23 protein-coding genes and 1 tRNA gene are annotated in these 23821 nt (G+C 66.6%); 13 read left to right on the top strand and 11 right to left on the bottom strand.

Annotated features, from left to right (window positions below):
• The first annotated feature begins 276 nt into the window (after positions 1–276).
• The 3 genes from nhaA (at position 277) to AB0C34_RS26805 (ending at position 3081) form a co-directional block, all read left to right on the top strand.
• Positions 277–1491, top strand: a complete 1215-nt coding sequence (gene nhaA / locus AB0C34_RS26815) for a Na+/H+ antiporter NhaA (RefSeq protein WP_357078575.1) — start codon at positions 277–279, stop codon at positions 1489–1491.
• A 101-nt stretch (positions 1492–1592) separates the two neighbouring features.
• Complete coding sequence (locus tag AB0C34_RS26810; protein WP_357078558.1) at positions 1593–2099, top strand: phage holin family protein; 507 nt, start codon at positions 1593–1595, stop codon at positions 2097–2099.
• Between the two features lie 46 nt (positions 2100–2145).
• Positions 2146–3081, top strand: coding sequence for an alpha/beta hydrolase (locus AB0C34_RS26805; RefSeq protein WP_357078555.1), 936 nt, complete (start codon positions 2146–2148; stop codon positions 3079–3081).
• 60 nt (positions 3082–3141) lie between these two features.
• Here AB0C34_RS26805 and AB0C34_RS26800 read toward each other — a convergent pair whose 3' ends face one another.
• From AB0C34_RS26800 to nth, 4 genes are all read right to left on the bottom strand, one after another.
• Positions 3142–4335 (bottom strand): MarP family serine protease, encoded by a 1194-nt coding sequence (locus tag AB0C34_RS26800; RefSeq protein WP_357078552.1) that lies wholly within the window; start codon positions 4333–4335, stop codon positions 3142–3144.
• Positions 4332–5048: a CoA pyrophosphatase gene (locus AB0C34_RS26795; protein ID WP_357078549.1), complete on the bottom strand. Its 717-nt coding sequence runs from the start codon at positions 5046–5048 to the stop codon at positions 4332–4334. The genes AB0C34_RS26800 and AB0C34_RS26795 overlap by 4 nt, the downstream gene beginning before the upstream one ends.
• A gap of 85 nt (positions 5049–5133) precedes the next feature.
• A complete protein-coding gene (locus AB0C34_RS26790) occupies positions 5134–5793 on the bottom strand; it encodes a TlpA disulfide reductase family protein (RefSeq protein WP_357078546.1) in 660 nt (219 codons plus the stop codon).
• The gene (gene nth, locus AB0C34_RS26785; protein ID WP_357078572.1) at positions 5790–6551 is read right to left on the bottom strand and encodes an endonuclease III; all 762 of its coding nucleotides are present in this window, start codon (positions 6549–6551) and stop codon (positions 5790–5792) included. The genes AB0C34_RS26790 and nth overlap by 4 nt, the downstream gene beginning before the upstream one ends.
• Positions 6552–6714: 163 nt before the next feature.
• Here nth and AB0C34_RS26780 point away from each other — a divergent pair, with 163 nt between their 5' ends.
• Together AB0C34_RS26780 and AB0C34_RS26775 are read left to right on the top strand one after the other, a co-directional pair.
• Positions 6715–6957, top strand: a complete 243-nt coding sequence (locus AB0C34_RS26780; protein ID WP_357078543.1) for a hypothetical protein — start codon at positions 6715–6717, stop codon at positions 6955–6957.
• A 216-nt stretch (positions 6958–7173) separates the two neighbouring features.
• Positions 7174–7848: a Crp/Fnr family transcriptional regulator gene (locus tag AB0C34_RS26775; protein ID WP_011206875.1), complete on the top strand. Its 675-nt coding sequence runs from the start codon at positions 7174–7176 to the stop codon at positions 7846–7848.
• 74 nt (positions 7849–7922) lie between these two features.
• Here the strand turns inward: AB0C34_RS26775 and AB0C34_RS26770 are convergent, their stop codons facing one another.
• From AB0C34_RS26770 to AB0C34_RS26760, 3 genes are read right to left on the bottom strand one after another with little or no spacing between them, the layout of a single operon-like run.
• A complete protein-coding gene (locus AB0C34_RS26770; RefSeq protein ID WP_357078539.1) occupies positions 7923–8714 on the bottom strand; it encodes an MBL fold metallo-hydrolase in 792 nt (263 codons plus the stop codon).
• A gap of 40 nt (positions 8715–8754) precedes the next feature.
• Positions 8755–9219, bottom strand: a complete 465-nt coding sequence (locus tag AB0C34_RS26765; protein ID WP_357078536.1) for a RidA family protein — start codon at positions 9217–9219, stop codon at positions 8755–8757.
• Positions 9220–9226: 7 nt separating this feature from the next.
• Positions 9227–9388, bottom strand: coding sequence for a DUF4177 domain-containing protein (locus AB0C34_RS26760; RefSeq protein WP_327111756.1), 162 nt, complete (start codon positions 9386–9388; stop codon positions 9227–9229).
• A gap of 996 nt (positions 9389–10384) precedes the next feature.
• On the opposite strand from AB0C34_RS26760, the gene AB0C34_RS26755 reads away from it, so the two are divergent.
• The gene (locus AB0C34_RS26755) at positions 10385–11404 is read left to right on the top strand and encodes an ArsA-related P-loop ATPase (protein WP_357078569.1); all 1020 of its coding nucleotides are present in this window, start codon (positions 10385–10387) and stop codon (positions 11402–11404) included.
• Entirely contained in the window at positions 11401–12540 is a 1140-nt protein-coding gene (locus tag AB0C34_RS26750) for an ArsA family ATPase (protein WP_357078533.1), read from the top strand. The genes AB0C34_RS26755 and AB0C34_RS26750 overlap by 4 nt, the downstream gene beginning before the upstream one ends.
• A 126-nt stretch (positions 12541–12666) precedes the next feature.
• Here AB0C34_RS26750 and AB0C34_RS26745 read toward each other — a convergent pair whose 3' ends face one another.
• Entirely contained in the window at positions 12667–12990 is a 324-nt protein-coding gene (locus AB0C34_RS26745; protein WP_063052033.1) for a WhiB family transcriptional regulator, read from the bottom strand.
• Between the two features lie 369 nt (positions 12991–13359).
• On the opposite strand from AB0C34_RS26745, the gene AB0C34_RS26740 reads away from it, so the two are divergent.
• Positions 13360–15729 carry a transglycosylase domain-containing protein gene (locus tag AB0C34_RS26740; protein ID WP_357078530.1) on the top strand — a complete coding sequence of 790 codons (2370 nt, stop codon included), beginning with the start codon at positions 13360–13362 and terminating at the stop codon, positions 15727–15729.
• A 61-nt stretch (positions 15730–15790) separates the two neighbouring features.
• On the opposite strand, the gene AB0C34_RS26735 is transcribed toward AB0C34_RS26740, so the two are convergent.
• Entirely contained in the window at positions 15791–16255 is a 465-nt protein-coding gene (locus AB0C34_RS26735) for a GatB/YqeY domain-containing protein (protein ID WP_357078527.1), read from the bottom strand.
• 142 nt (positions 16256–16397) lie between these two features.
• Between AB0C34_RS26735 and AB0C34_RS26730 the strand changes: the two genes are divergently transcribed.
• The 5 genes from AB0C34_RS26730 (at position 16398) to AB0C34_RS26710 (ending at position 21904) form a co-directional block, all read left to right on the top strand.
• Positions 16398–17360, top strand: a complete 963-nt coding sequence (locus AB0C34_RS26730; RefSeq protein ID WP_357078524.1) for a metallophosphoesterase — start codon at positions 16398–16400, stop codon at positions 17358–17360.
• Positions 17361–17728: 368 nt separating this feature from the next.
• Complete coding sequence (locus AB0C34_RS26725) at positions 17729–19390, top strand: hypothetical protein (protein ID WP_357078522.1); 1662 nt, start codon at positions 17729–17731, stop codon at positions 19388–19390.
• Positions 19391–19449: 59 nt separating this feature from the next.
• A tRNA-Pro gene (locus AB0C34_RS26720) sits at positions 19450–19523 on the top strand.
• Positions 19524–19714: 191 nt separating this feature from the next.
• On the top strand, positions 19715–20416 hold the full coding sequence (locus tag AB0C34_RS26715) for an SDR family NAD(P)-dependent oxidoreductase (RefSeq protein WP_357078519.1): 702 nt from the start codon (positions 19715–19717) through the stop codon (positions 20414–20416).
• Positions 20417–20674: 258 nt separating this feature from the next.
• A complete protein-coding gene (locus AB0C34_RS26710; protein WP_357078516.1) occupies positions 20675–21904 on the top strand; it encodes an FAD-dependent monooxygenase in 1230 nt (409 codons plus the stop codon).
• Between the two features lie 46 nt (positions 21905–21950).
• On the opposite strand, the gene AB0C34_RS26705 is transcribed toward AB0C34_RS26710, so the two are convergent.
• Positions 21951–22541, bottom strand: coding sequence for a helix-turn-helix domain-containing protein (locus AB0C34_RS26705; protein WP_357078513.1), 591 nt, complete (start codon positions 22539–22541; stop codon positions 21951–21953).
• A complete protein-coding gene (locus tag AB0C34_RS26700; RefSeq protein WP_357078510.1) occupies positions 22538–23743 on the bottom strand; it encodes a cytochrome P450 in 1206 nt (401 codons plus the stop codon). The genes AB0C34_RS26705 and AB0C34_RS26700 overlap by 4 nt, the downstream gene beginning before the upstream one ends.
• Positions 23744–23821: the final 78 nt, after the last annotated feature.

The following is a 23821-nucleotide window of genomic DNA, read 5'->3' as shown; positions in this document are numbered from 1 at the left end:
ACATCGCCGAAGGCCGCCAACCCGGCGACACCTCCACCCTCCTCGACCCCACCATCCTCCACACCATCCACACCAACAAAACCTGACCACAACGGGCGCACGCGGCGGTCTACGGCCGGTGGCGGAATCCGGAATCCGGATCCGTCACCGGCCGTTCGCGTTAGAATTGCGTAAGGTGTGCCGGGAAGTCTGGTCGGCGTGCGTCCGTTTACCCGACAGCCAATCCGGCGGGAGACGTCCGCTCGTCCTGATCATCCCGCCGAAAGGTTCACCGTGATCACGCAGGTGCGTTCGGAACTGACCCGCTATCTTCGGACCGAAACCGCCGGTGGAACACTGCTTCTAATAGCGGCTGCCGTTGCGTTGCTGTGGGTGAACTCGCCGTATGGCGAGAGCTACGTGACGATGACCCAGACCGTCCTGTCGATCAGGCCGCTGCACCTCGAGTCGACCCTGGCCGACTGGACCGAGGACGGCTTGCTCGCGGTCTTCTTCTTCGTCGCGGGTCTGGAACTCAAACGCGAACTCGTCGTCGGCGAACTGGCCGATCGCAAGCGGGCTGCCCTGCCGATCATCGCCGCGGTCGGCGGCGTGGTGACACCAGCGCTGATCGCGGCGGCGGTCGGATTCGGTGTCCCTGGTATGGAGCGTGGCTGGGCCATCCCGGTCGCCACCGACATCGCGTTCGCGCTGGCCGTGCTCGCGCTGACCGGCTCACGGATTCCGGCAAGCGCGCGGGTGTTCCTGCTCAGTCTCGCGGTGGTCGACGATTTGATGGCGATCATCCTGATCGCGGTGTTGTTCACCGCCACGCTGTCGATGCTGTGGCTGCTGGTTGCGGCGGCCTGCTCAGCCGGGTGGGCGCTGGCCCAGCACCAACGAATACGCACACCGTTCCTCTATCTCCCGCTGGCGCTGGTGTCCTGGTACGCGCTGCACGAGGCGGGGATCCATCCGACCATGGCCGGCGTGGCGCTCGGCCTGCTCACCAGGGTACGACCGGACCAGGGCGAGGAGACCGCGCCCGCCACCCACCTCGAGCACATCCTCCAGCCGATCTCCGCCGGGCTGTGCGTTCCACTGTTCGCGCTGTTCGCCTCGGGAGTTCCGTTGGACACCACGGTGTTCGGCGAACTGTTTACCGACAGGCTGGCGCTGGCCGTGATTCTCGGCATGCTGATCGGCAAAACCGTCGGCATCTTCGGGATCAGCTGGGTGGCAATCCGGTTGGGCATCGCCAAGCGTCCGATGGCTCTGGGCTATCGGGACATGTTCGCCCTGTCGGTGCTCGGCGCGATCGGCTTCACGGTTAGCCTTCTCATGGCGGAACTCGCGCTGGCCGACGTCGGAGTCGGCTCCGTCGAACTGGCGAAGGCCGCTGTGTTGGTGACATCAATGGCGGCGTCGCTCGCCGGTTCGGCGCTACTGTTGCGGCGTGGGCGTGCCCACCAAGCGCGGCGGGACGCGCGAAGGCTACAACGAGAAGAATAATGCGGGGCAGGCGGAAACCTGCGTGGCCACGTAGGGCACCGCGAGCACCGCACATCGAATGGAGTCGAAGCAGTGCAGGGACAGGGAGAAGGGTCGACCAAGTGAGTTTCAACCACGGCGGTAACGGGAACGACGCACAGCGCGGTCGTACAGTGACCTCCATTCCCCTGTCGGACGCGGATCCCCTGGGCTCGGCGAGCTTCGGGAGTCTGGTCCGCGATGCCACCGAGCAGATGTCGACCCTGGTCCGTGCCGAGGTCGAACTGGCCAAAGCGGAAGTCACCGGCGAGATCAAGAAGGCTCTGCAGGGCAGCGTCTATTTCATCCTCGCGCTGACCGTCCTGCTGTTCAGCACCTTCTTCTTTTTCTTCTTCATCGGTGAACTACTCGACGTATGGCTGGTGCGCTGGGCCGCGTTCCTGATCGTCTTCCTGCTGATGATCGTGGCGACCGCGGCGCTCGCGTTCCTCGGCTACCGGCGAGTGAAGAAACTGCGCGCGCCGGAGAAGACGATCGACTCGCTCAAGCAGGCGCGCACAGTGCTGCCGCACAGCCTGGGCGCGGCCGCCGATGACGGCCATCTCGCACTGGAGAAGCGGGCTTACTAGGCGCGCTTTTCGCCTCCGGGTACCGCGACTACTAGGCTCGATCGGCGTGTTGTCGAACTCGCCTCCGGATCCGTCCAGCGTCCGTTACGACGGACCATGGACCCATCGGGATGTCCATGCCAACGGCATTCGATTCCACATCGTGGAGGCGGCCACCGAACGCGCCGACGCACCGTTGGTGGTGCTGCTGCACGGCTTCGCGGACTTCTGGTGGTCGTGGCGTCACCAGCTGACCAGTCTGGCCGAACTCGGCTATCGCGCTGTCGCCGTCGACCTACGCGGTTACGGCGACAGCGACAAACCGCCACGCGGCTACGACGGCTGGACGCTGGCGGGTGACGTCGCAGGACTCATCCGCGCGCTGGGCTACACCGATGCCACGTTGGTCGGGCACGCCGACGGCGGGCTGGTCTGCTGGACCACCGCGGTGTTGCATCCACGGTTGGTCCGCTCGATTGCGCTGGTCGGCTCGCCGCATCCGTCGGCGCTGAAGACCGCCGTCTTGCGCACCCGCCGCCAGCGCGCGGCCTGGCTGCCGAACTTCCTTCGCTACCAGCCGCCGCGCTACGGCGAGCACCTGCTGACCACCGCGGCCGGCTTCGAGGTGGAACGGCTGCTGCGACAGCGGGTGAGCGTGGGCTGGTCGGGCACCGCCGAATTCGTCGACACCGCGCGGCGGATGCGGTCGGCCATCCAGATTCCCGGCGCCGCACATTGCGCGCTGGAGTACCAGCGCTGGGCGTTCCGCAGCCAGTGGCGTCCGGACGGCCGCCGATTCATGGCAACCATGCGCGAACCGATCCACATTCCAGTGCTGGCCATGCGCGGCGACCTCGACCCCTATGTCCTGGCAGGCACGGTCCGCCGCGGCCATATTCTCTCGCCCGAGCGGCGCCTGGTCAGCATTCCCGCGGCTGGCCACTTCGCCCATCAAGAAAACCCGGACGCCGTCACGACGGAATTGTCCAAACTTCTCGGCTGAACCCTCCTGCCGTCTACCGGCGATCGGTGTCCCGGCCACGTGCGTGGCCGGGACGCCGATTCAGCTGAGGACACACGCCCCGGTGTCGACCGGATCGTAGATCCCGGCAGCCGCGTCGAGCTGCGCATGGACCTCCGCGAGGGTGAGGACATAACCGGTGTCGTCGTCGGTGACCGCGGCGCCGAAGACCACGCCGAGCACTTGACCATCCGTATCCACCAGCGGCCCTCCGGAATTACCCGCCCGCACCTGGCCACGCACCGTGTAGACCTCACGCTCCACAGTGCCGTTGCGGTAGATGGTCGGTCCGGTGAGATCGAGCGTCTCGCGGACACGCGCCGCACTCGCGGTGTACGGGCCGCCGCCCGGGTAACCGAGCACGATCGCGCTGTCTCCCGAGCGCGCAGGTGCGGGCGCCTGTGGGACCACCGAAGCGGTCAGTCCAGGCACCGCGAGCACCGCAACGTCCTTGGACGGGTCGAACAGCACCACGGTGGCGTCCAGCGGGCCGCGCGGGGTGTCCACCGCGACGCTGGTGGTGCCCGCGACCACGTGGGCGTTGGTCATCACCCGTTCGGGCGCGATCACGAAGCCCGAACCCTCCAGCGCCCGCTGGCAACTCGGCGCGACACCGCGGATGCGCAGCACACTCTGCTGCAACGACGCCGCAACCGGGCTGGCGAGCACACTCGGATCGGGCGGCTCGACAGCCGCGATCGGCGCGCGGCCGAACGGACCGATCACGTCCGGCAGGCCCGAGGTGTTGAGCAACTTGGAGAACTCGTTGGGCAGCCGGCGCAGCCAGTTCGGCGCGACGTCGTTGACGTCGGCGAGCACCCGCGAACCATTGATCGCGGTCGCGATCGCCGGCTGCGATGACGTGGCCAACGGCAACGCCAACAGCCAGGCGGTGACCAGCACAGCCACCGCCTGCAGCACGGCGCCGACCGCGCTGTCCACACTGCGGGTCACCGGGTGGCGCATGCCGCTGCGCGCGGCGCGGCCGAGCACCATGCCCGCGACTTCACCGACGATCACCAGCACCACGATGAGCAGCACACCGGTCAACACCCTGGTGCGTCCCTCGTCGACGTGAACCAGGATGTGTGGCGCGATCAGAATGCCCGCGACCGCACCGAGCACCACACCGAGAAAGGCGAGCGCGGAGGCCACCGCGCCCTGCCGCCACCCCGAGGAGGCGGCCAGCAGCGCGAGCAGCACGACCGCGATGTCGAGCCAGGCCGACGAACTCATAGCGTCATCCCCACGGCGGCGAGTGCGGTCTCCAGATCACGAACATCCTCGTGATCCCATTCCAGTTCCCAGCCGCCGGCCCGGAAGATCCCGGCGAGGATGCCGCCGGTCAAGCCCCAGACCAGCATCCCGTCCACCTGGAAGGCCGGGCTCCGGTAGCCCAGCGCAGTGTTGACCAAGAAGCGGTTCGCCGGATCGAGCAACTGGGCGACCGGAACGCGAACGACCCGCTCGGTCTCGCTCTCATCGACCACACGGACCTCGCTAGGCGTTCGCCAGTACGCGACCACCGGCGTCACGTCGAACCGAGACACCGGAACGAACAGCGTCGGAAGCACGGCGATGGGTTGAACGCCCGCACCGTCCAGCCCCGTCTCCTCGCACGCTTCGCGTAGCGCGGTGTCGATCGGCCCGGCATCGCCAGGGTCCACCGCACCACCGGGGAACGCGACTTGGCCGCGATGCTGACGCATGGTGGACGCGCGCTGTGTGAGCAGCACCTCCGCGTCGGTGGGCAGTCCACCGGGTGCGTTCGGGTCACCCTCGGGGGCTCCGCCGAACAGCACGAGCACGGCGGCCTGCCTGGACGTCGGCGTCACGGTCATGACCCTGCGCAGCGCACGGGCGGTCGTCAAAGTATCCGCGGTATCGACGGCCGGATCCGCCGTCCTGCTCAGCCACTTCGGGATATCTTGCGGCACAGGGATGGTCATCGCACACCTCCCCCACACACTATGCCGCCGACCCGTGTGAACGCCCGCACCGACACCTCCACAACCGATCCGTCCGCCCACTGTGTCATGCGGCCACTCCGAGTTCACCCGCGACGGTGTTCGCGATGTCCTCGACCCCGTTGAATGCCCGCACCACCACCTCTGCGACCGACCCATCCGACCGCACGAGCACCGAAATCGGCAGCACCGCGGGGGCGCCGACGGCCGCACGCACCCGCGAGTCACCGTCGAGCACGCCAGGAAGTTTCACCGTCAGTCCACTGAGCCGAGACAGTGCTTTGGCCTCATCAGGGTCGCTGTGCACGGTCAGCACCGTAATCGCGTTCGCTGCGCGTTGTGCGTATTGCTGCAAATAAGGCAACTCCTGAGCGCACGGTGCACACCAGTAGGCCCACAGATTCAGCAGCGCGGGCTTGCCCGCCGTAGCTGCCGCCAGATCCATCGGCCGACCGTCTGCCAGGCATTCCAGGGTGATGCCTGCCAGTGGGCCGTTCCCGGCGGCGCCTGCTGCGGGTCGCGGGCAGGCCGCCAGGCCCGCCTCGGCGCGAAGGGCGCTCGACACTCCGGAATCCGCTCCGGTCGGCCATTGTCGACCCGGGTTCCCCTCGCCATCGCTCCCTCGCGGCCACAATGCCACCGCGAGCGCCACCACCGCGATCACACCGACAATCCCCCACCGCCACGCTGGTCCCGCGCCTTTCCCGCTGGATGGTTCCGAACTCACCGGCCCACCAGCTCGAGCAGATGCTCCCGCTCCGGCCCTTTCACCAGTTTGGCCGCGGCCGCCGGATCGGTTGGCCCGATGCCGAACGAAGGGCAGTCCTTCGCCAGGATGCAGGCGCCGCACGCGGGCTTGCGGGCATGGCACACCCGCCGCCCGTGGAAGATCACGCGGTGCGACAGCATCGTCCATTCCTTGCGATCGATCAGCGCACCGACGAGGTGTTCGACCTTCACCGGATCTTCCTCGGAGGTCCACTGCCAGCGACGCACCAGACGGCCGAAATGAGTGTCGACCGTGATGCCGGGCACCCCGAAGGCATTGCCCAGGATGACGTTGGCGGTCTTTCGACCGATGCCCGGCAAACGGACCAGTTCGACCAGGGTGTGAGGCAACTCACTGTCGTACTGTTCCAGCAGCGCCTGCCCCAGCCCGATCAACGACGTGGTCTTGTTGCGATAGAACCCGGTGGGTCGGATGTATTCCTCCAGCTCCGCGCGGTTTGCCTCGGCGTAGGAGCGGGCGTCGGGGTAGCGCGCGAACAGCGCCGGAGTGGTCAGATTCACGCGCTCGTCGGTGCACTGCGCGGAAAGTATTGTCGCGACCGCCAATTCGAGCGGACTGGTGAAGTCGAGTTCACAATGCGCGTCCGGAAATGCGACCGCGAGTTCCCGGTTCATCCGGCGCGCCCGACGGACCAGACCGAGCTGGGTTTCCGCTTGTCGCGCCCGGGTTTTGCGCTTCTGAGCCGGTGCGGCGATCGGCCGCGCATCGCCCGCCTCGGAGGCAGACGGAGACCCGTTCCCGGTGGCAACGGAGGGAGAGACTCGCACGCGTCCACCATACGGAACCGGCAGACAACGGTGTCGTTCCCGTTGACTTGCCGTATTCCATCTGAGACCTGGACAGTGTTTACTGCTCGTCATGCAAGGACTCGCTGTGGTGCTCTTCCCAGTGCTGTTGATGCTGTTCGCACTGGGTATGGAGCGGGTCGAGAATCGGCTCCGCAAGCTTCTCGAACCCGACGAAGAGGTTCAGCAGTACCTGGACAAAGCAAGCAACGCCGAGGTGAAGGAGCTGACGAAGCTCGGCCTCCCCGCCGCCGTAGCCCGAAAGCGCCGACGCCGCGCGCGCGGCGAGGAGATGGATGTGGCCCGAGCGAGCTGACACGACAGCGAGCGACGGTCTCAGCAGCGGCACCGGCTTGACCACGGAGGGACTCGCGACGCCGTCGATCGGGAACTGATACGGTTCTGCGCTGCGCCACGCAATCCTTTCGTTACGTGGTGTCTGTCACTACGCTGTGATCATGCCGCGTAGACTCCGCTGTTGGCCGAGTCGCTTCGGCCCAGTACAGAGCCATTCCCCATAAGGAGCACATTCGTGGACGAGGCCCTCGCCAGAGCAGGCATCTTCCAGGGCGTCGAGCCCACTGCGGTGGCCGCCCTCGCCAAACAACTGCAGCCCGTCGATTTCCCGCGCGGCCACGTCATCTTCAATGAGGGCGAGCCCGGCGACCGGCTGTACATCATCACGTCCGGCAAGGTGAAGATCGGTCGGCGCTCACCCGACGGCCGAGAGAACCTGCTGACCATCATGGGTCCGTCCGACATGTTCGGTGAATTGTCGATCTTCGATCCGGGCCCGCGGACCTCCACCGCGACCACAGTGACCGAGGTCCGCGCCGTCACCATGGACCGTGACGCCCTCAAATCCTGGATCGACCAGCGACCCGAGATCGCCGAGCAACTGCTGCGCGTGCTCGCCCGTCGCCTGCGCCGCACCAACAACAACCTCGCCGACCTGATCTTCACCGACGTACCCGGCCGAGTCGCCAAGGCACTGCTGCAACTCGCCCAGCGGTTCGGTACCCAGGAAGCGGGCGCCCTGCGGGTCACCCATGACCTGACCCAGGAGGAGATCGCCCAGTTGGTCGGCGCCTCCCGGGAGACCGTGAACAAGGCGCTCGCCGACTTCGCGCACCGCGGCTGGCTGCGCCTCGAGGGTAAGAGCGTGCTTATTTCCGACTCCGAGCGTCTCGCGCGGCGCGCGCGCTGACACTCGCTCCGACCCCGCGCAACACGCCGGGCCCAGCGTTGCACTGAACCCGGCGTGTTTCTGTCGTGTTCGGGCTAGCCGTGCACGCGCAGGTATTCCAGCTGTGCCTGGACCGAACTGCGCGCTGCCAACCACAACCGCTTGTCCACGTCGGCGTACACCCTGCGCACCACCGCCATCGCGCCAGCGTCCGGCCCGAGTTCTCGCAGCGCCGCACGCACCTGGTCGAGCCGCTCCCGTCGATGCGCGATGTAGTACCGCCCGATCGGCTCCAAGTCGGGATGATTCGGGCCGTGTGCGGGCAACAGTGCCTTGCCCCTGCCCGCCTCGACCAGCTTGTCGAGCGACGCCAGGTAGTCGGCCAGCGCGCCATCGCTGGAGTCCAGCACGGTCGTGCCGGCACCGAGGATGGTGTCGCCCGTCAACACCGCGTCGTCGAGTACGAAGCTGACCGAGTCGCCGGTGTGGCCCGGCGTGTCCAACACCGTGATCCGTAGACCCGCCGCCTCGATCACCTCGCCGTTCTCCAGCGCACCGTCCGATCCGCGCAGGAAGCCGGGATCCCTGGCCCGCACCGGCGTTCCGGTCAGCTCGGCAAGCCGATCGATGCCGCCGGTGTGGTCATGGTGATGGTGGGTGATCAAGGTGAGGGCGATGTCGCCGCCGGTGGCCTCGGCGATTGCCATGCTGTGCGACTTGTCCCGAGGCCCCGGGTCGACCACCACACAGTCCGACCGCCCCGGAGCGCGCAGGATCCAGGTATTGGTCCCCTCCAGGGTCATCTGCCCCGGATTGTCGGCCAGCAGCACCGCGGCCGTCTCGGTGACCTGTCGGAGTTGCCCATAAGCGGGGTGTGTCGGCGTCATCGCAAACCTCGGGGTAGAAACGGATGCCGGTACTTCCGGTCTAACGCACCTCAGCGATCAATTCGACCTCGACCGGAACGTTCAACGGCAGTTCGGACACGCCCACAGCGGAACGCGCGTGCCTGCCCGCGTCGCCGAAGACTTGGCCGAGCAACTCCGAAGCGCCGTTGACGACAGTCGGTTGGTCGCCGAATCCCGGTGCGGAAGCTACGAACCCGACCACCTTCACGATCCGCACCACCGCGTCGAGCCCGACCAGATCGTGCACCGCGGCCAGCGCGTTCAGCGCACACTGCCGTGCCGCGTCCTTGGCCGCCTCGAGCGAGACTTCGGCACCGACCTTGCCGACCATCAACAGGCGACCGTCCACGAACGGCACCTGTCCAGAGGTGTAGACAAGCGACCCGGTCCGAATCGCGGGGATGTACGCCGCGACCGGGGCCGCGACGGCGGGCAGGGTCAGCCCGAGTTCGGCGAGGTTCTTCTCCCACTGAGTCACTGTCATCCCTTCACTACTTGGGGCGCTTGAGGTAGGCAACGTGCTGCTCGCCGGTCGGGCCGGGCAGCACGGTGACCAGCTCCCAGCCGTCAGCACCCCACTGATCGAGAATCTGCTTGGTCGCGTGCGTCAACAACGGCACGGTCGCGTACTCCCACAAGGTCGCATCACTCATGTGCGAGAGCGTAGCCGTGTTGGTTTCGCAGTGCCTGCGGCGCTGCGGGTTCGCGGCTGTGTTGGTTCGGCGGCGTCTGCGGCGCTGCGAGTTCGCGGCCCCTGTGTGGCTCGCGTCCGGAGAATGCTTGATTAGGTGACCACTGCCACCCATAACCGTGGAGAGTTGTCGACGGTAGTCGGATAGTGGTTGACCCGTGCCCGCCGAGCCGCCGCATGACTACGTTCGCCGGCAGGTGTGTGGCAACTCGTGTCATTGCTCCTGGTGTATTGCAGTTGCGTCGGCAGTGCGCCCATCCACGGGTGTCTTGAAGCGATGCCCGGCGGCCATCGACGACGTGGACATACAGTCGGAACTAGAACATCGGCCAGCATGTATATGAGTTTGTGTTTGTTCGGGGGTGTTGGGGAGGCTGTGCTCGGAAGGGGAAGTCGACGGTTTCGGTTGGTGGCGGCTTGCGGATCACGGTGTTGTCGAGTGCGGTGGTTGGGAAGTCGGCGTGGCGGAGTGGTTGGTTACTCGGCGCGGTTGGCGGCGCTGGAAGGTGCTATTCCGAAAGGGTGGTCACCGAAGCGGGTGGCTGCCCCGGCATCGAGTTCGGGACTGTTGTCTTCGTCACCTCATGTCTGTGGTGGCTTGTTGGCGTGGCAGTTGGCATGTCCTGAATTCTCCAGGCGGGGGAATCGACGGTCCGTGCGGCGCAGTCAGTTCCCCGCTGTATGCGCTGCTGTGGTGCGCGTATGCCTGCTTGACCAGGTCGCCCCACGGTGGCGTCGGCACCGAACTCCGCTTTTCCGCGAGTCAAGACGATGATCTGCGTCACCGACCTGGTGGCAAAGCTCGCGTCAACGCTGATGCCGAAGCATGTGTCGTCCGTCTCGAGCACCGAATACTGTCCGAGATAGTTGCCGGGTCCGGGACCCAGGTGCTAACCGGAGCCTTCGGGCGTGATCTCAGAACGGGTTATAGGCTCCGATCGTGGGAGTACCAACAGCAGTGCCTCTTTCGGCGGAGCCGGGGCCGGACACCGGGTGGCCGAAACGCGCGGAAAAGGCCCGCTTGCACTACGTCTCCGGCAAGGGGGGTACGGGCAAGTCGACGGTTGCCGCGGCGCTGGCGCTGGCGCTCGCCGCCGGCGGCCGCCGGGTGCTGCTGGTGGAAGTGGAAAGCAGGCAGTCGATAGCGCAGCTGTTCGATCTGCCGCCGCTACCACCCACCGAGACCAGAATCGCCACCGCCGACGGTGGTGGCGAAGTGGTCGCGCTCGCGCTCGACATCGAGCACGCTTTTCTCGAGTACCTCGACATGTTCTACAACCTGGGGTTCGCCGGCCGGGCGATGCGCAGGATGGGCGCCATCGAGTTCGTCACCACGATCGCGCCCGGGCTCCGCGACGTCATCCTGACCGGCAAGATCAAGGAGTGCGCGGTCCGGGCCGACAAGTCCGGCAAGCGGGTCTACGACGAGATCGTGGTGGACTCGCCGCCCACCGGCCGGATCGCCAGCTTCCTCGACGTCACCCAGGCCATGGCCGAGGTGGCCAAAGGTGGGCCGATCGCCTCGCAAGCCGAGGGCGTCTCCAGACTGCTGCATTCGGATCAGACGATGATTCACCTGGTGACCTTGTTGGAGGCGCTGCCGGTACAGGAAACCGCCGACGCCGTCGCGGAGCTGACCGCCGCCGACCTGCGGATCGGGGCGGTGATCGTGAACCGCGCGACCGAAGGCCTGCTACCCACCGACCTGCGCGCACAGGCCACGCAGGGTGATCTCGACGGCGACGTCATCCGAGCTGCCTTGATCTCTGCGGGAATCACGTTGTCGGACAGCGATTTCCAGGGTTTGATCACCGAGACGGTCGAACACTCGGCCACTCTACAGGCGCAGGACGACAGCGCGGCGGAGTTGGCGAAGGTCGATGTGCCCCGCCTCTACTTACCCGCTCTTGCGGACGGGATGGACCTGGGCGGCCTCTACGAACTAGCCGAACACCTCAGCGCGCAGGGAGTCCGATGAGCACGCCCAGCCCCTCCGTGGCTACCCCGCTGGATGTTTCGCAGATCATCGGCGACCAGTCGGCCCGAGTGGTGGTCTGCTGCGGCTCCGGCGGGGTGGGAAAGACGACCACAGCTGCCGCGATCGCGCTGCGCGCGGCCGAACAGGGGCGCAAGGTGGTGGTGCTCACCATCGACCCGGCCCGCCGACTTGCCCAGTCACTCGGCGTCGCCGAGCTGGACAACAGCCCGCAGCGGGTGACACTCGGCCCAGAGGCCAAGGGCGAGCTGCACGCAATGATGCTCAATATGCGTCGCACCTTCGACGACATGGTGCTCGAGCACACCAGCGCGGAAAAGGCCGAGCAGATTTTCGCGAACCCCTTCTATCAGACAGTCGCGTCCTCCTTCGGCGGCACGCAGGAGTACATGGCGATGGAGAAACTGGGCCAACTGGCCCACCGGGGTGAGTGGGACCTGATCGTGGTCGACACCCCACCTTCGCGCAATGCCCTCGACTTCCTGGACGCGCCCAAACGGCTGAACAACTTCCTCAACGGTCGGATGATCCGGGTGATCATGGCGCCGGGCCGCGGTGTCACCCGGTTGGTGACCGGCGCGATGAGCCTGGCGGTGCGCGCGGTGTCCACCATCGTCGGCGGGCAGATGCTCAAGGACGCGTCGAACTTCCTACAGTCACTGGATTCGCTGTTCGGCGGGTTCCAGGACCGAGCCGATCGCACCTTTGCGATGCTGTCTAAACCAGGTACGCACTTCCTGGTGGTCGCAGCCGCGGAACCAGACGCATTACGGGAAGCCTCGTTCTTTGTCGACCGCCTCTCCAGCGATGGCATGCCGCTGGCCGGGTTGGTCCTGAACCGGACGCATCCGGCGCTCAGTTCCTTGCCGGCCGATCACGCGCTCACCGCCGCCGACCAGCTTGTCGAGTCCGATCCGCTCAGCGCGGCGGTGTTGCGCGTCCATGCGCACCGGATGGCCACCGACAGACGGGAACAACATCTATTGCACCGCTTCACCAGCGCACACCCGCGAGTGCCGATCGTCACGGTCACTGCGCTTCCGTTCGAGGTGTCCGATCTCGACGCACTGCGGGTCGTCGGCGATCAGCTCACCCGCACCGTCCGGGCCTCCGTCTGACACTCGCGCGCGGCCGTCCTGGGCGCGCCACAAGTAGCTGACCCCGAAAGAAAACCGAGCCCGCTTGCGCGGGCTCGGTTTTCGTTGTTCTGGGACTGTCGCTTGCTGGACTGGGTCTCGCAGGGATTACATCGCTACCTGATGCTGGCGCTGGGCCTGGAAGAAATCGGCCCAGGACGTCACCTCCGGATGCTGCTTGAGCAGCGCGCGCCGCTGCCGCTCGGTCATGCCGCCCCACACACCGAACTCGACGCGATTGTCGAGGGCGTCGGCACCACACTGCATGAGCACCGGGCAGTGCCGGCAGATCGTCGCCGCCTTGCGCTGGGCCGCGCCGCGGACGAACAACTGATCGGGATCCACTTCCTTGCATCGAGCCTGGGCTACCCAGGCGATCCTTGCTTCGGCCTGCTCTACGTCCAATCGAGCGATGGGGGTTGTCATTTGCATTTGGTGTGCCCCTTTGCAGTCCGAACACCGGGTCAACGGCGCTCCAGAATCGCGTGTCACCGCCGCAGCAACCCAAACCCCGCTACGAAGTGCACCACATTCCACTTTGAGTGTTAGCTCTATCACACTGGGTTCTCAATCTAGGTAAAGGTATAGCGCTTGCGCAAGACCGTCCCGAGATTTACTGGTACGCCCGTCCCTGCATTGGCGAGTGCACACAGGAAGGTCAGGCAGATTCCCATCAGGCCGTTCCCCGACACGCCAGAGACAAATCCGCGACACGCCCATTTCGGGTCGCGAACCACCAGCTCCCGGCATAGGACAAATGCCGCCACGAACACCCGGAGCGCAACCCGTAGTCTTGGGGTCGTGCCGATCACACATACGCTCGCGAGGCTGGCCGGCAGCTGCGCGCTGGCCGCCGTGCTCGTCGCCGGGTTGTTGTTCCCGCTCGCAGGCGGATTCGGATTCGTCTCCAACCGCGCCGCCGATACCGTCGACAACGTCTCCTCCGAGCTGGTGGAGGGAACGGCGCCCGCGGTCTCGACCATGGTCGACGCGGCAGGCAATCCGATCGCCTGGTTGTACGAGCAACGCCGGTTCGAGGTTCCCAGCGACAAGATCTCCAACAACATGAAGCTTGCGATCGTGTCCATCGAGGACCGACGCTTCGCCGAACACGAGGGCGTGGACTGGCAGGGCACGCTGCGCGCGTTCCTCACCAACACGACCAGCGGCGAGGTCCAGCAGGGTGCGTCGACGCTGGATCAGCAGTACGTGAAGAACTTCCAGCTGCTCGTGGTCGCCAAGACCGACGCCGAGCGACGTGCCGCCATCGAGACCACCCCGGCCCGCAAGATCCGGGAGATCCGGATGGCGCTCACGCTAGACCGCGAACTGACCAAGGACGAGATCCTCACCCGATACCTGAACCTCGTCCCTTTCGGTAACTCGTCCTACGGCATCCAGGACGCCGCGAAGACCTACTTCGGTGTCGACGCAGCCGAGCTGGACGTGCCGCAGGCCGCGATGCTCGCCGGCATGGTGCAAAGCTCTTCGAAGCTCAACCCCTACACCAACCCCGACGGCGTAGTGGCCCGGCGCAACACGGTGCTGGACACCATGATCCAGAACATCCCCAGCCGTGCCGAGGAGTTTCGCGAGGCCAAGACCAAGCCACTGGGTGTGCTGCCCGAGCCCAAGGGCCTGCCGCGCGGCTGCATCGCAGCCAACGACCGTGGCTTCTTCTGTGACTACGCGTTGCAGTACCTCGCCAACGCCGGGATCAGCCGCGAACAGATCGACAAAGGCGGCTACCTGATCAAGACCACCCTCGATCCCGCCGTGCAGGACTCGGTGAAGCGGTCGGTGAGCGAGGCGGCCAACCCAAGCCTCGACGACATCGCACAGGTCATGTCGGTCGTGGGGCCGGGGCGTGACTCGCACCCGGTGATCGCGATGGCGAGCAGTCGCACCTACGGACTGGACCGGGACGCGAACGAGACCGTGCAGCCGCAGCCGTACTCGCTGGTCGGTGATGGCGCGGGCTCGATCTTCAAGCTCTTCACGACCGCGGCCGCCATGGAAAAGGGCCTCGGCATCGACGCCCAACTCGACGTACCCGGCCGGTTCGAAGCCAAAGGCATGGGCAACGGCGGCGCCCGTGGCTGCCCGCCCGCCACCTACTGCGTCGAGAACGCGGGCAAATACAATTCGCCGATGTCGGTGACCGAGGCGTTGGCCACGTCGCCGAACACCGCGTTCGTCAAGCTGATCCAGGCCGTCGGGGTGACCCCGACCGTCGATATGGCGATCCGGCTGGGTATGCGCACCTACACCGAGGCGGGGACGTCCGGCCACGGCAATCAGAGCCTGGCCGACATGATCAAGGACCAGAACCTCGGCTCCTTCACTCTGGGACCGGTCGCGATCAACCCGCTCGAGTTGTCCAACGTCGCCGCTACGCTGGCCTCGGGTGGCCGATGGTGCGCGCCGAACCCGATCAAGGAGGTCGTCGACCGCGAGGGCAGGCAGGTGCCGCTGACCCAGCAGGCCTGCGAGCAGGTCGTCGAGCCCGGCTTGGCGAACACTCTTGCCAACGCGATGAGCAAGGACGACATCAGCGGCACCGCCGCGGGCGCGGCCCGGTCGGCGGGCTGGAACTTTCCACTGTCCGGCAAGACCGGAACTACCGAGAGCCACCGCTCGTCGGCCTTCCTCGGCTTCACCAACTCGCTGGCCGCCGCGGCCTACATCTACGGCGACAGCCCGACACCCGGCGAGATCTGCTCGTTCCCGTTGCACAGTTGCGGCGATGGCAACCTGTTCGGCGGTAATGAACCCGCCCGCACCTGGTTCAACGCAATCAAACCGGTGATCCCGCTGTTCCCGTCGCCCGGGCTGCCGCCGCTCGATGACAAGTACGTGCGTGGCGCGAACAACGCCCAGGTGCCCGACGTCGTCGGCAAGAACCAGGGCGAGGCCACCTCCGCACTGGTCTCCGCCGGCTTCCAGGTATCGCCGGTGACTGGCGCCGGGTCGCAACCCAAGGGCACGGTGATGGGCACCGCACCGAACGGCTCAGCGATCCCCGGTTCGGTGATCACGCTCTACATCAGTGACGGCACCGTGCGTGAGGCGCCGCCGCCGGGGCCGCCCCCGCCGCCGCCCGGGGTGCCCGGACTGCCGCCCCCGCCGCGGCTGCCCCCGATCCCCATCCCTATCCCGTTCCCCCGCTGAGCACCGAAGGGGCCGCGAACCACACACCCGGTTCGCGGCCCCTTTCGCGGTGTGCGTGCCTTTAGAGTCGCGCCTTCACGGCGGCGGAGATCCGCGAGCCATCGGCCTTGCCCGCCGCCAGGCCGGTGGCGATCTTCATGACCTGGCCCATCTGGCGCATGCCGGGGCGCTCGCCGGATTCCTCGGCTACCTGAGCTATCGCGGTGTCGGCGACGTCAGCAACCTCGGCGTCGGTCAACTGGGTCGGTAGGTACTCGTCGATGACGCGCGCCTCGGCGTGTTCGTTCGCCGCCAATTCGCCGCGCCCGGCCTGGGTGTAAACCTCGGCGGACTCGTTGCGCTTCTTCGACTCCTTCTGCAGCACAGCGACGACCTCGGCGTCGGAGAGTTCCCGCGCCTGCGCGCCGGCGACCTCGGCGGTCTGGATCGCCGCGAGCAACATCCGCAAGGTAGAAAGGCGCAGCGTGTCCTTGGCTTTCATCGCGGCGGTCATGTCCGTCCGCAGCTGCGATTTGAGTTCCGACATGCAGCTCACGCTAGCCGGTCCGTCCCGGCGAGCCCACCACATTTGCGTTGCCGTCGAATTTCCCCCGTCTTCCCGCGTCGCAGCGAGTGCTTGTGCGGAAACACACTCGGCACCTTCGCACGGGGTCACCTATGCTGGGCAAATGCCCGTGATCTCGACCTCTGCTGTCCGCACGACCGCACTGGGTGCCGCCGGTGCCGCGGTGGCCGGAATCGGCTACGCCGCGCTGGTCGAACGCAACGCCTTCGTACTGCGGGAGGCGACCATGCCCGTGCTGGCGCCGGGGTCGTCCTCGTTGCGTGTGCTGCATATCAGCGATCTGCACATGATGCCGAGCCAGAAACTCAAGCAGCAGTGGCTGCGCGAACTGGACCGGCTGGAGCCCGATCTGGTGGTCAACACCGGCGACAACCTCTCGCACCAGAAGTCGGTGCCCGCCGTTGTCCAGGCCTTGGGCGGATTGCTCTCCCGCCCAGGCCTTTTCGTTTTCGGCAGCAACGACTATTTCGCACCGGTCGCGAAGAACCCGCTGAAGTATTTCAACAAGAACCACCGCCGCACCTTCGGCGCTCCACTGCCGTGGAAAGACCTGCGGGCGGCTTTCACCGAACGTGGCTGGCTCGATCTCACCCATATCCGCCGCGACCTCGAAGTGGCGGGTATCCGGATCGCCACCGCCGGTGTGGACGACCCGCACCTACAGCGTGACCGCTACGACACCGTCGCGGGCGCCCCGAACCCCTTGGCCGACCTGCGGATCGGTCTCACCCACTCACCCGAGCCGCGGGTGCTGGACCGCTTCGCCGAGGACGGCTACGACTTGGTGATGGCCGGGCACACGCATGGCGGCCAGCTGTGCCTGCCCGGATATGGCGCGCTTGTCACCAACTGCGGCATCGACCGGTCTCGAGTAAAGGGTCCGTCCAAATGGGGTGAGCGCACCCAACTGCACGTCTCCGCGGGCATCGGCACCTCACCGTGGGCACCGTACCGATTCTGCTGCCGACCGGAGGCGACCCTGTTGACGCTGGTGGCGGCACCGCCGAAGCGGCCGGGTGCCACCACTGGCCATGGCGTATCGGCATCGGAGGCCGTCGCCCGCTAAGGTCGCCTGCCGAGACGTGTGTCAGGTAGGGGATAACGGTGAGTGGATTCGACGACCGGCGCGACGACCCGACGGTTCAAGGGCGGCCCGATGCGCCATGGGCTCCGCGGCGACAGCCGTTCGGACCAGCGCATCCCCACTCCGACCAGGCTCGCGACGATGCTGGCGCACTGCCGAACTCGGGGCCACATCCGGCGCCTCGGCCGCCCCAGCCACCGCCCGGGCAACCCTATTCCGACGCCTCGAGCTGGTCGGACGGTACCCGTACCGACGGGCAAGCGCCTCCGACCGTGCAGTGGGGACACGGCGCGGACGGGCCCCCGGCATTCCACGACCCCGGCAGGCCCGCCGCCACACCATGGCGGCGCATGGATGAGCAGACGAGCGAGCGCGATTCGGGTCGACCGGCGCCACCGCAGCCACCAGGCACAAGGGGCGACCACCAGGCCCAACCGCACTACGACCGATTCGCCCCGACTTCGCAGTGGCCGGGAGCCGGTGCGCTCGAGCCGACGGGTGAACCGCATGTCGCGCCCGATCCACAACCGCCGAGCGCGGGTGACGTGGGACGGACACTCGGCCCGCAACAACCCGGCCACCTGAACCTGCCGGCGTCCGGACCGATGGCGAATCCCGACCCCACCATGCAATGGCAGCCCGGGGCGGACGGACAGCCCGCCCCTCAGTGGCAAACACACTCCGCCTCGCCTTCCTGGGCTCCAGGTGGCGGTTTTGCGCCGAACACCGCCGCACAGGCCGACCCCACGCTTCTGGCCCCGTCGGTCAGGGGGCAGGAGCCGCCCTCGTACTGGACATCGAGCCCACAATCCGCATACGGCGAAGCCGACCCGACCATGCTGGCGCAGTCATTGGGCGGCTGGCCGCCGGGCGGAGATCAGCAGCCTGGTCAGGACTGGACCGGTCGAAACGACCCGACGATAGCGGCCCCGTCCTTCGGCGCGCAGCACTCGCCTCCGCTCGAAGCATGGCAATACGGTGTCGGTTTGTCCACGACAGGCCATGGCGCAGACGATCCGACCATGCTCGGACAACCTCTCGGTGCGTTCAACCATCCTGCGTCCGCCGCGGGCTGGTCGAACGCAGGCACTCAGCCGGGGAAAGGTGGGCAGGAAGGGCGATACGCAGAGGTGATCCCGCTGGAGCGATACCGTTCCGGCTACGACACCGGCCCGTACGGGCAGTTCGATGGACCGCCACCAATTCCGACAATGGCGCCGAACCCCGGTTTCGCGCCGAAGGGGAGCTCCAGCGGCCGAGGCAAGACATTGCTGGTGGTCGGGAGCGGGTTGGCCGTACTGCTTGTGGTCGTTGCCGCGGTGACGGTGGTGGCACTGACCACTCGCAAGTCGGACGATTCCGCACAGCGGAACGCGCCCTCCATGGTGAGCGCGCTCACGACCACCGCGAGCCCGCAGTCCGCCGCACCGACGACGAGCAAGTCCACGCCGACGGCCACCGCGAAGGCAGGAAACGAGAGTCCGCTCATCCCGGGTTACCAAGTGGTTGTCGCACCGGACCGCGGCGCGGCCTACGACGTTCCCGCTGACTGGACCGTCGCTCCCCGAGGCACCGTCGGCGGCTTCGGCGAACCACCCAACGCGGTAGTGGGCAAGGGCTACGCCAGCGAGGGTAAGGGCTACTGTCCCGGCTCCACCCGCACCATCGCCTTCCTCACCGGCTCGAACAGCACCGATTCGGCAACCGCGGCAACTGAACTCGGCACGAAGACGGCCACGCTCGCCTACAAGAACACGCCTGGAAACCCGAGCGCTCCGGTGCCGCTGGCATCGCTGGACGGGTCGCGCAACGGCATGTTCGTGGAAACCAAAGGCACCGTTGCCCAGGCCAAACCCGGCTGCGCTACGACGTACTCGATATATACGGTCGCATTCCCGAGTGAGAATGGAAACTTCGTCATGGTGGTCGCCGCCGACACCGGAGTCCCCCATGCCCTCGACGCCGAGACCGCGAAGCGCATCTTCGCCAGCATCCGGCCCCTCGAGAGCTGACTGACCTGCCGGTTTAACGACTCGCCGCACCCTGTTGTAAGCTACGCAGGTTCACTTCACGGGGTGTGGCGCAGCTTGGTAGCGCGCTTCGTTCGGGACGAAGAGGTCGCAGGTTCAAATCCTGTCACCCCGACTCGTGGTTGAGACGACAAGAAGGCCCCCGACCATTTCGATGGTCGGGGGCCTTCTTTGTTGCCAAAACAGAGACGTTGGGCCGACGAACCGGAGCGATGGTGGTCGAGAGCCGGTCATTGCGGCGATGAGGCACACCGGACCGAATACCATCCTGAGGCGATACGTGTGCACTCGGCGAAAGGTCCGCACATGAGCATGCCCGTCGATGGGGCCCTGTCTGGGAAGGTCGCGCTGGTCACCGAGGCTTACACCGGGGTCGGACGATCGATCGCGAAAGCGCTTGCCGCACAGGGGGCGCGGGTGGTGATCCATCATCCACACATCCCCGAGGCGGCTGCGGATGTGGTCGAGGAGATCACCTCCTCCGAGGGTGACGCGGTCGGGCTTGCGGCGGATATCGGTGACCGCACGGAGTACGAAGAACTGGTGCAGGTGCTGCTCGAGGACTACGGCCGGTGGGACATACTGGTCACTACCGCGACGGTGCCGGACGCCGAACCGTTCGCACAGATCAGCGGCGAATCGTTCGATAGCTTCGCGGTGACGGTTCGGGGCGTGTTCCACGGCTTGCAACTCGCCTTGCAGCATCTGGCCGATGGCGGCCGAATCGTCACCGTGTGCGACGCCGTCAGCCCGAATGGCGCGGTCTATGGCGCGGCCCGGGGCGCCATAGAGCAACTCGGTCGTGCCGTATCCGCGGACTTCGCGGCGCGGCAGATCACCGTCAACACGGTCGGCCGTGGCACTGCCGAGGCCGTCGACCCAGAGCTCGCGGCCGCCCTCGCAGCGAGGAAACAACCCGCCGATGTGGTCACATACTTGGTAGGCGATGCGGCGAAAATGACCGGACAGGTCGTCCGGCTCGACGGCGCGGCGGAGCCGGTGCCTTGAGCCGGAGACTGCCGACGCCGGTCCGTGGCAGCCTCACCTATCGGCTCAGCGTTGCGCAGTGAACTCATCGGCCGTATACCTTCACCGCCCCCTCGGACCCATCGATCGGCACCGGGTGTCGGGCTCCTGGACTTTTGCGACAAATACCAGCGCTCAGAGACAAGCGTATTAGACGTTTGTACTAGACAGACGTGCCAACATCTGTTAGACATTCGTCTAAGACATTTGAATAAGCAGTCTGAGTCGAAGGATTGGACCATGAGCGTCATCAGTCAGCCCCGCGTTCTCGTCGCCGGTGGCGGCATCGGCGGTAACGCCGTTGCGCTGCAACTGCTTCGGGCCGGGATCCGGGCAACCGTCGTCGAGCGCGCCGCAACACCGCGGCCGGGCGGCCAGGCGGTCGACCTGCGCGGACCAAGCCGCGAGGTCGCCGAGCGGATGGGAATGATGCCAGGCATCCGCGAGTGCCAACTGGACGAACGCGGCATGCGGTTTGTCGACGCCGACGGCCGCGAAACCTTCCGCATGGCGGCCGATCTCCTGGAAGGCAAGGGTGCGGTCGCCGAAATCGAGATCACCCGCGGCGACCTGAACCAGGTGCTGCTCGACCTGCTCGTCGCCGAGGGCGGCGTCGACTACCGATACGGGGAATGGATCACCGAGATCGAGCAGGACGGTGCGGGCGTCGACGTGACCTTCGCCTCCGGCGCCGCCGAACGATTCGACGTCGTGATCGGCGCGGACGGACTGCACTCCGCCACGCGCCAGATGGTGTTCGGTCCCGAAGAGCAGTTCGCCACTTACCTGGGCGGATATATGTCTTTCTTCACCCTGCCGCGTCCAAATGATCTGGAGCCGCACTGGTTCACGATGCACTCACTGGTCGGCGCCACCGGAGTCGGTCTGCGCCCGGATGCCGACCCGGTTACCTGCAAGGCGATCATCATGGTGCGTTGCCCGGCGAATCCCCGACTGCGCCGTGACATTACGACCCAGCAGCAGTTGATCCGCGACCGGCTGGCCGGCGGAGGCTGGGAGTCGGCCCGGGTAGCCGCTGCCATGGCCGATGCCCCGGACTTCTACTTCGATGAGTTGTCCCGGATCGAGATGCCGACCTGGGTCGCGGGCAGGGTGGCACTGCTCGGCGACGCGGGCTACTGCGGCTCGCCGCTCACCGGTCAGGGCACTGCCATGGCGCTGGTCGGCGCGTACGTCCTCGCCGGTGAGATCGCTACCCACGCGGGCGCTCCGGAGCAGGCCCTCACCCGCTACGAAGAAGTGTTGCGTCCCTTCGTCAAGACGGCACAGGAACTGCCGCCCGGTGGGCTGAATGTCATGACTCCCAAGACCCGTTTGGGCATCCGCGCCGGTCAGACGGTCAGTAAACTGATGGCGTCGAAGCCGATGCGTCCGGTCATGCTGAAGATGCTCGCCAAGACCGAGTCCTATGTCCTGCCCGACTACTCCGCATCGACCATCGGTCGCTGAGCCGAGGACCCAGCCGGTGCGCCCGACGGTCTCGACCTACCAATCGTCAATCGATCGCGGTGCGGTCGTCGAGCAAGAACGGCAACACGAAGTTTCGCAGCATGGCGCGCTCGTCGTCTTCGCTGGCACCCGGCAGCATCAACAGTGACACCATCGCCCGGACCATCCACCGGCCGACACGCTGGGCGGCCGGCAGTGGCAGGGCGGGGCGGAATCCGGAGACGAAGGTCGCGGCGAGCGCGTCGACCACACCCGGCGAATTCGACAGTTGGGCCACGATTCCGGCGTTGGACGGCTCGAACCACACCGCCAGGTACGGCGTCTTGCGCACCTCGGCAAGCAACGCGGTCAACAGGTCGAGTAGCTGCTCTGCTCGTTCGGCACTCGTCGGGAACGCGCGGTCGTGCCACACCCGCTCAACCACGCGGCGTGCCTCTCTGCTCGCGAAGGCCACGTAGAGCGACTGCCGATTTTCGAAGTAGCGGTACAGCGTCGCCCTGGAACAGCCTGCGGCGTCAGCGACCTCGGCCATCCCGACTCCGCTGACCCCTTTGTCGATGAACAGCATCCGGACCGCGTCGAGGATGCGCTCGCTCGCCAATTCGAAGCGACCGCCGGCCAACCAGTCTTCGCTCATGCGACGCACCGAAACGGGACGGTGATCGGCCTGCGAACGTAAGGACCGTTCGCGTACTCGACCGCGTCGATATCCACCGCGTAGTCGGGGAACCGATCGAGCAACTCCTCCAGGGCGACGCGGGCCTGCATCCGCGCGGCGGCCGTTCCGAGGCAATGGTGCGGTCCGTGCCCGAAGGTGAGTATCCGCTGCGGATCTCGATCGATGTCGAGGTCGGCGGCGCCAAATACCCGCTCGTCCCGATTCGCAGAACCGAACACCAGAAGTACCTTTCGGTTCGCCGGCACCGCCACGCCGTCCAGTTCGACATCGCGCGTCGTGGTGCGCGCCAAGCCCTGCACCGGCGAGGTGAGTCTGGCGAATTCCTCCACGGCTATCCGGATCCGGTCTTTGTCGGCGACGAGGGCGGCACGCTGCTCCCGGTACTGCTGCAGCAGCTGCACCGCGCCGCCGAGCAGGCCCGTCGTCGTATCGTTTCCGCCCGCGACCATGGTCCAGGCGTAGGCGAGAATCTGCACCAGGCCGCGGGTATCCACGTCGTCGACGGCCATCCCGGCCTGCACGAGCAGCGAAACCGTGTCCGCACCGGGGTCGGCACGCCGACGCCTGACCAAGTCGGCGAAGTACCCCATCATCGCCATCGAGGCCGCCTGCGCCCGAGGGTTCCTACGGTCGATGCTGCCCGCGACCACCGCGTCGGTCCACCCGTCGAACCGATCCCGGTCCTGCGCGGGCACCCCGAGGTAATAGCCCACCACCATGCTCGGCAGCGGCTTGAACAGCTGTTTCGCGATGTCGCCCCCGCCAGCACGGGCGATCCGGTCCAGGCGATCGCGGACGAACCGGCGGACCACCGGTTCGACCTGCGCGACCTGACGCGGCGTGAACCCTCGGGCGACCAGCTTGCGGAATTCGGTGTGCTGCGGGGGATCCTGCATCACCAATGGTGGATTGTCGGCCAAGCCGAGTTCGCCGTACTCCACGGTCAGTCCGTCGCGCGAGGAATACGTCGTGCTGTCACGCGTCGCCGCGTACACGGTGTCGTGACAGGTGAGCACCCAGTAGTCGTTCTCGGACCGCCCGGCCAGAACGACGTGGTGCACCGGATCGTGCGCGCGGAGTGCAGCGTACATCCCCCACGGCGACCGCCACGACGGACCAGAGCACAGCTGAAAAACTGGCCGATACGAATCGATCAGCATGTAAAGAACGTAAGACAAAATGCGCATGTTGTCTCGAACGTGTTTCAAGTCAGTCGAACGGCCCGATCACCACTCGTC

Source organism: Nocardia sp. NPDC049220 (assembly GCF_040647855.1).
GTDB lineage: Bacteria > Actinomycetota > Actinomycetes > Mycobacteriales > Mycobacteriaceae > Nocardia.
Note: the sequence above shows the minus strand (reverse complement) of the source record. Positions and strands in the feature narration are given on the sequence as shown.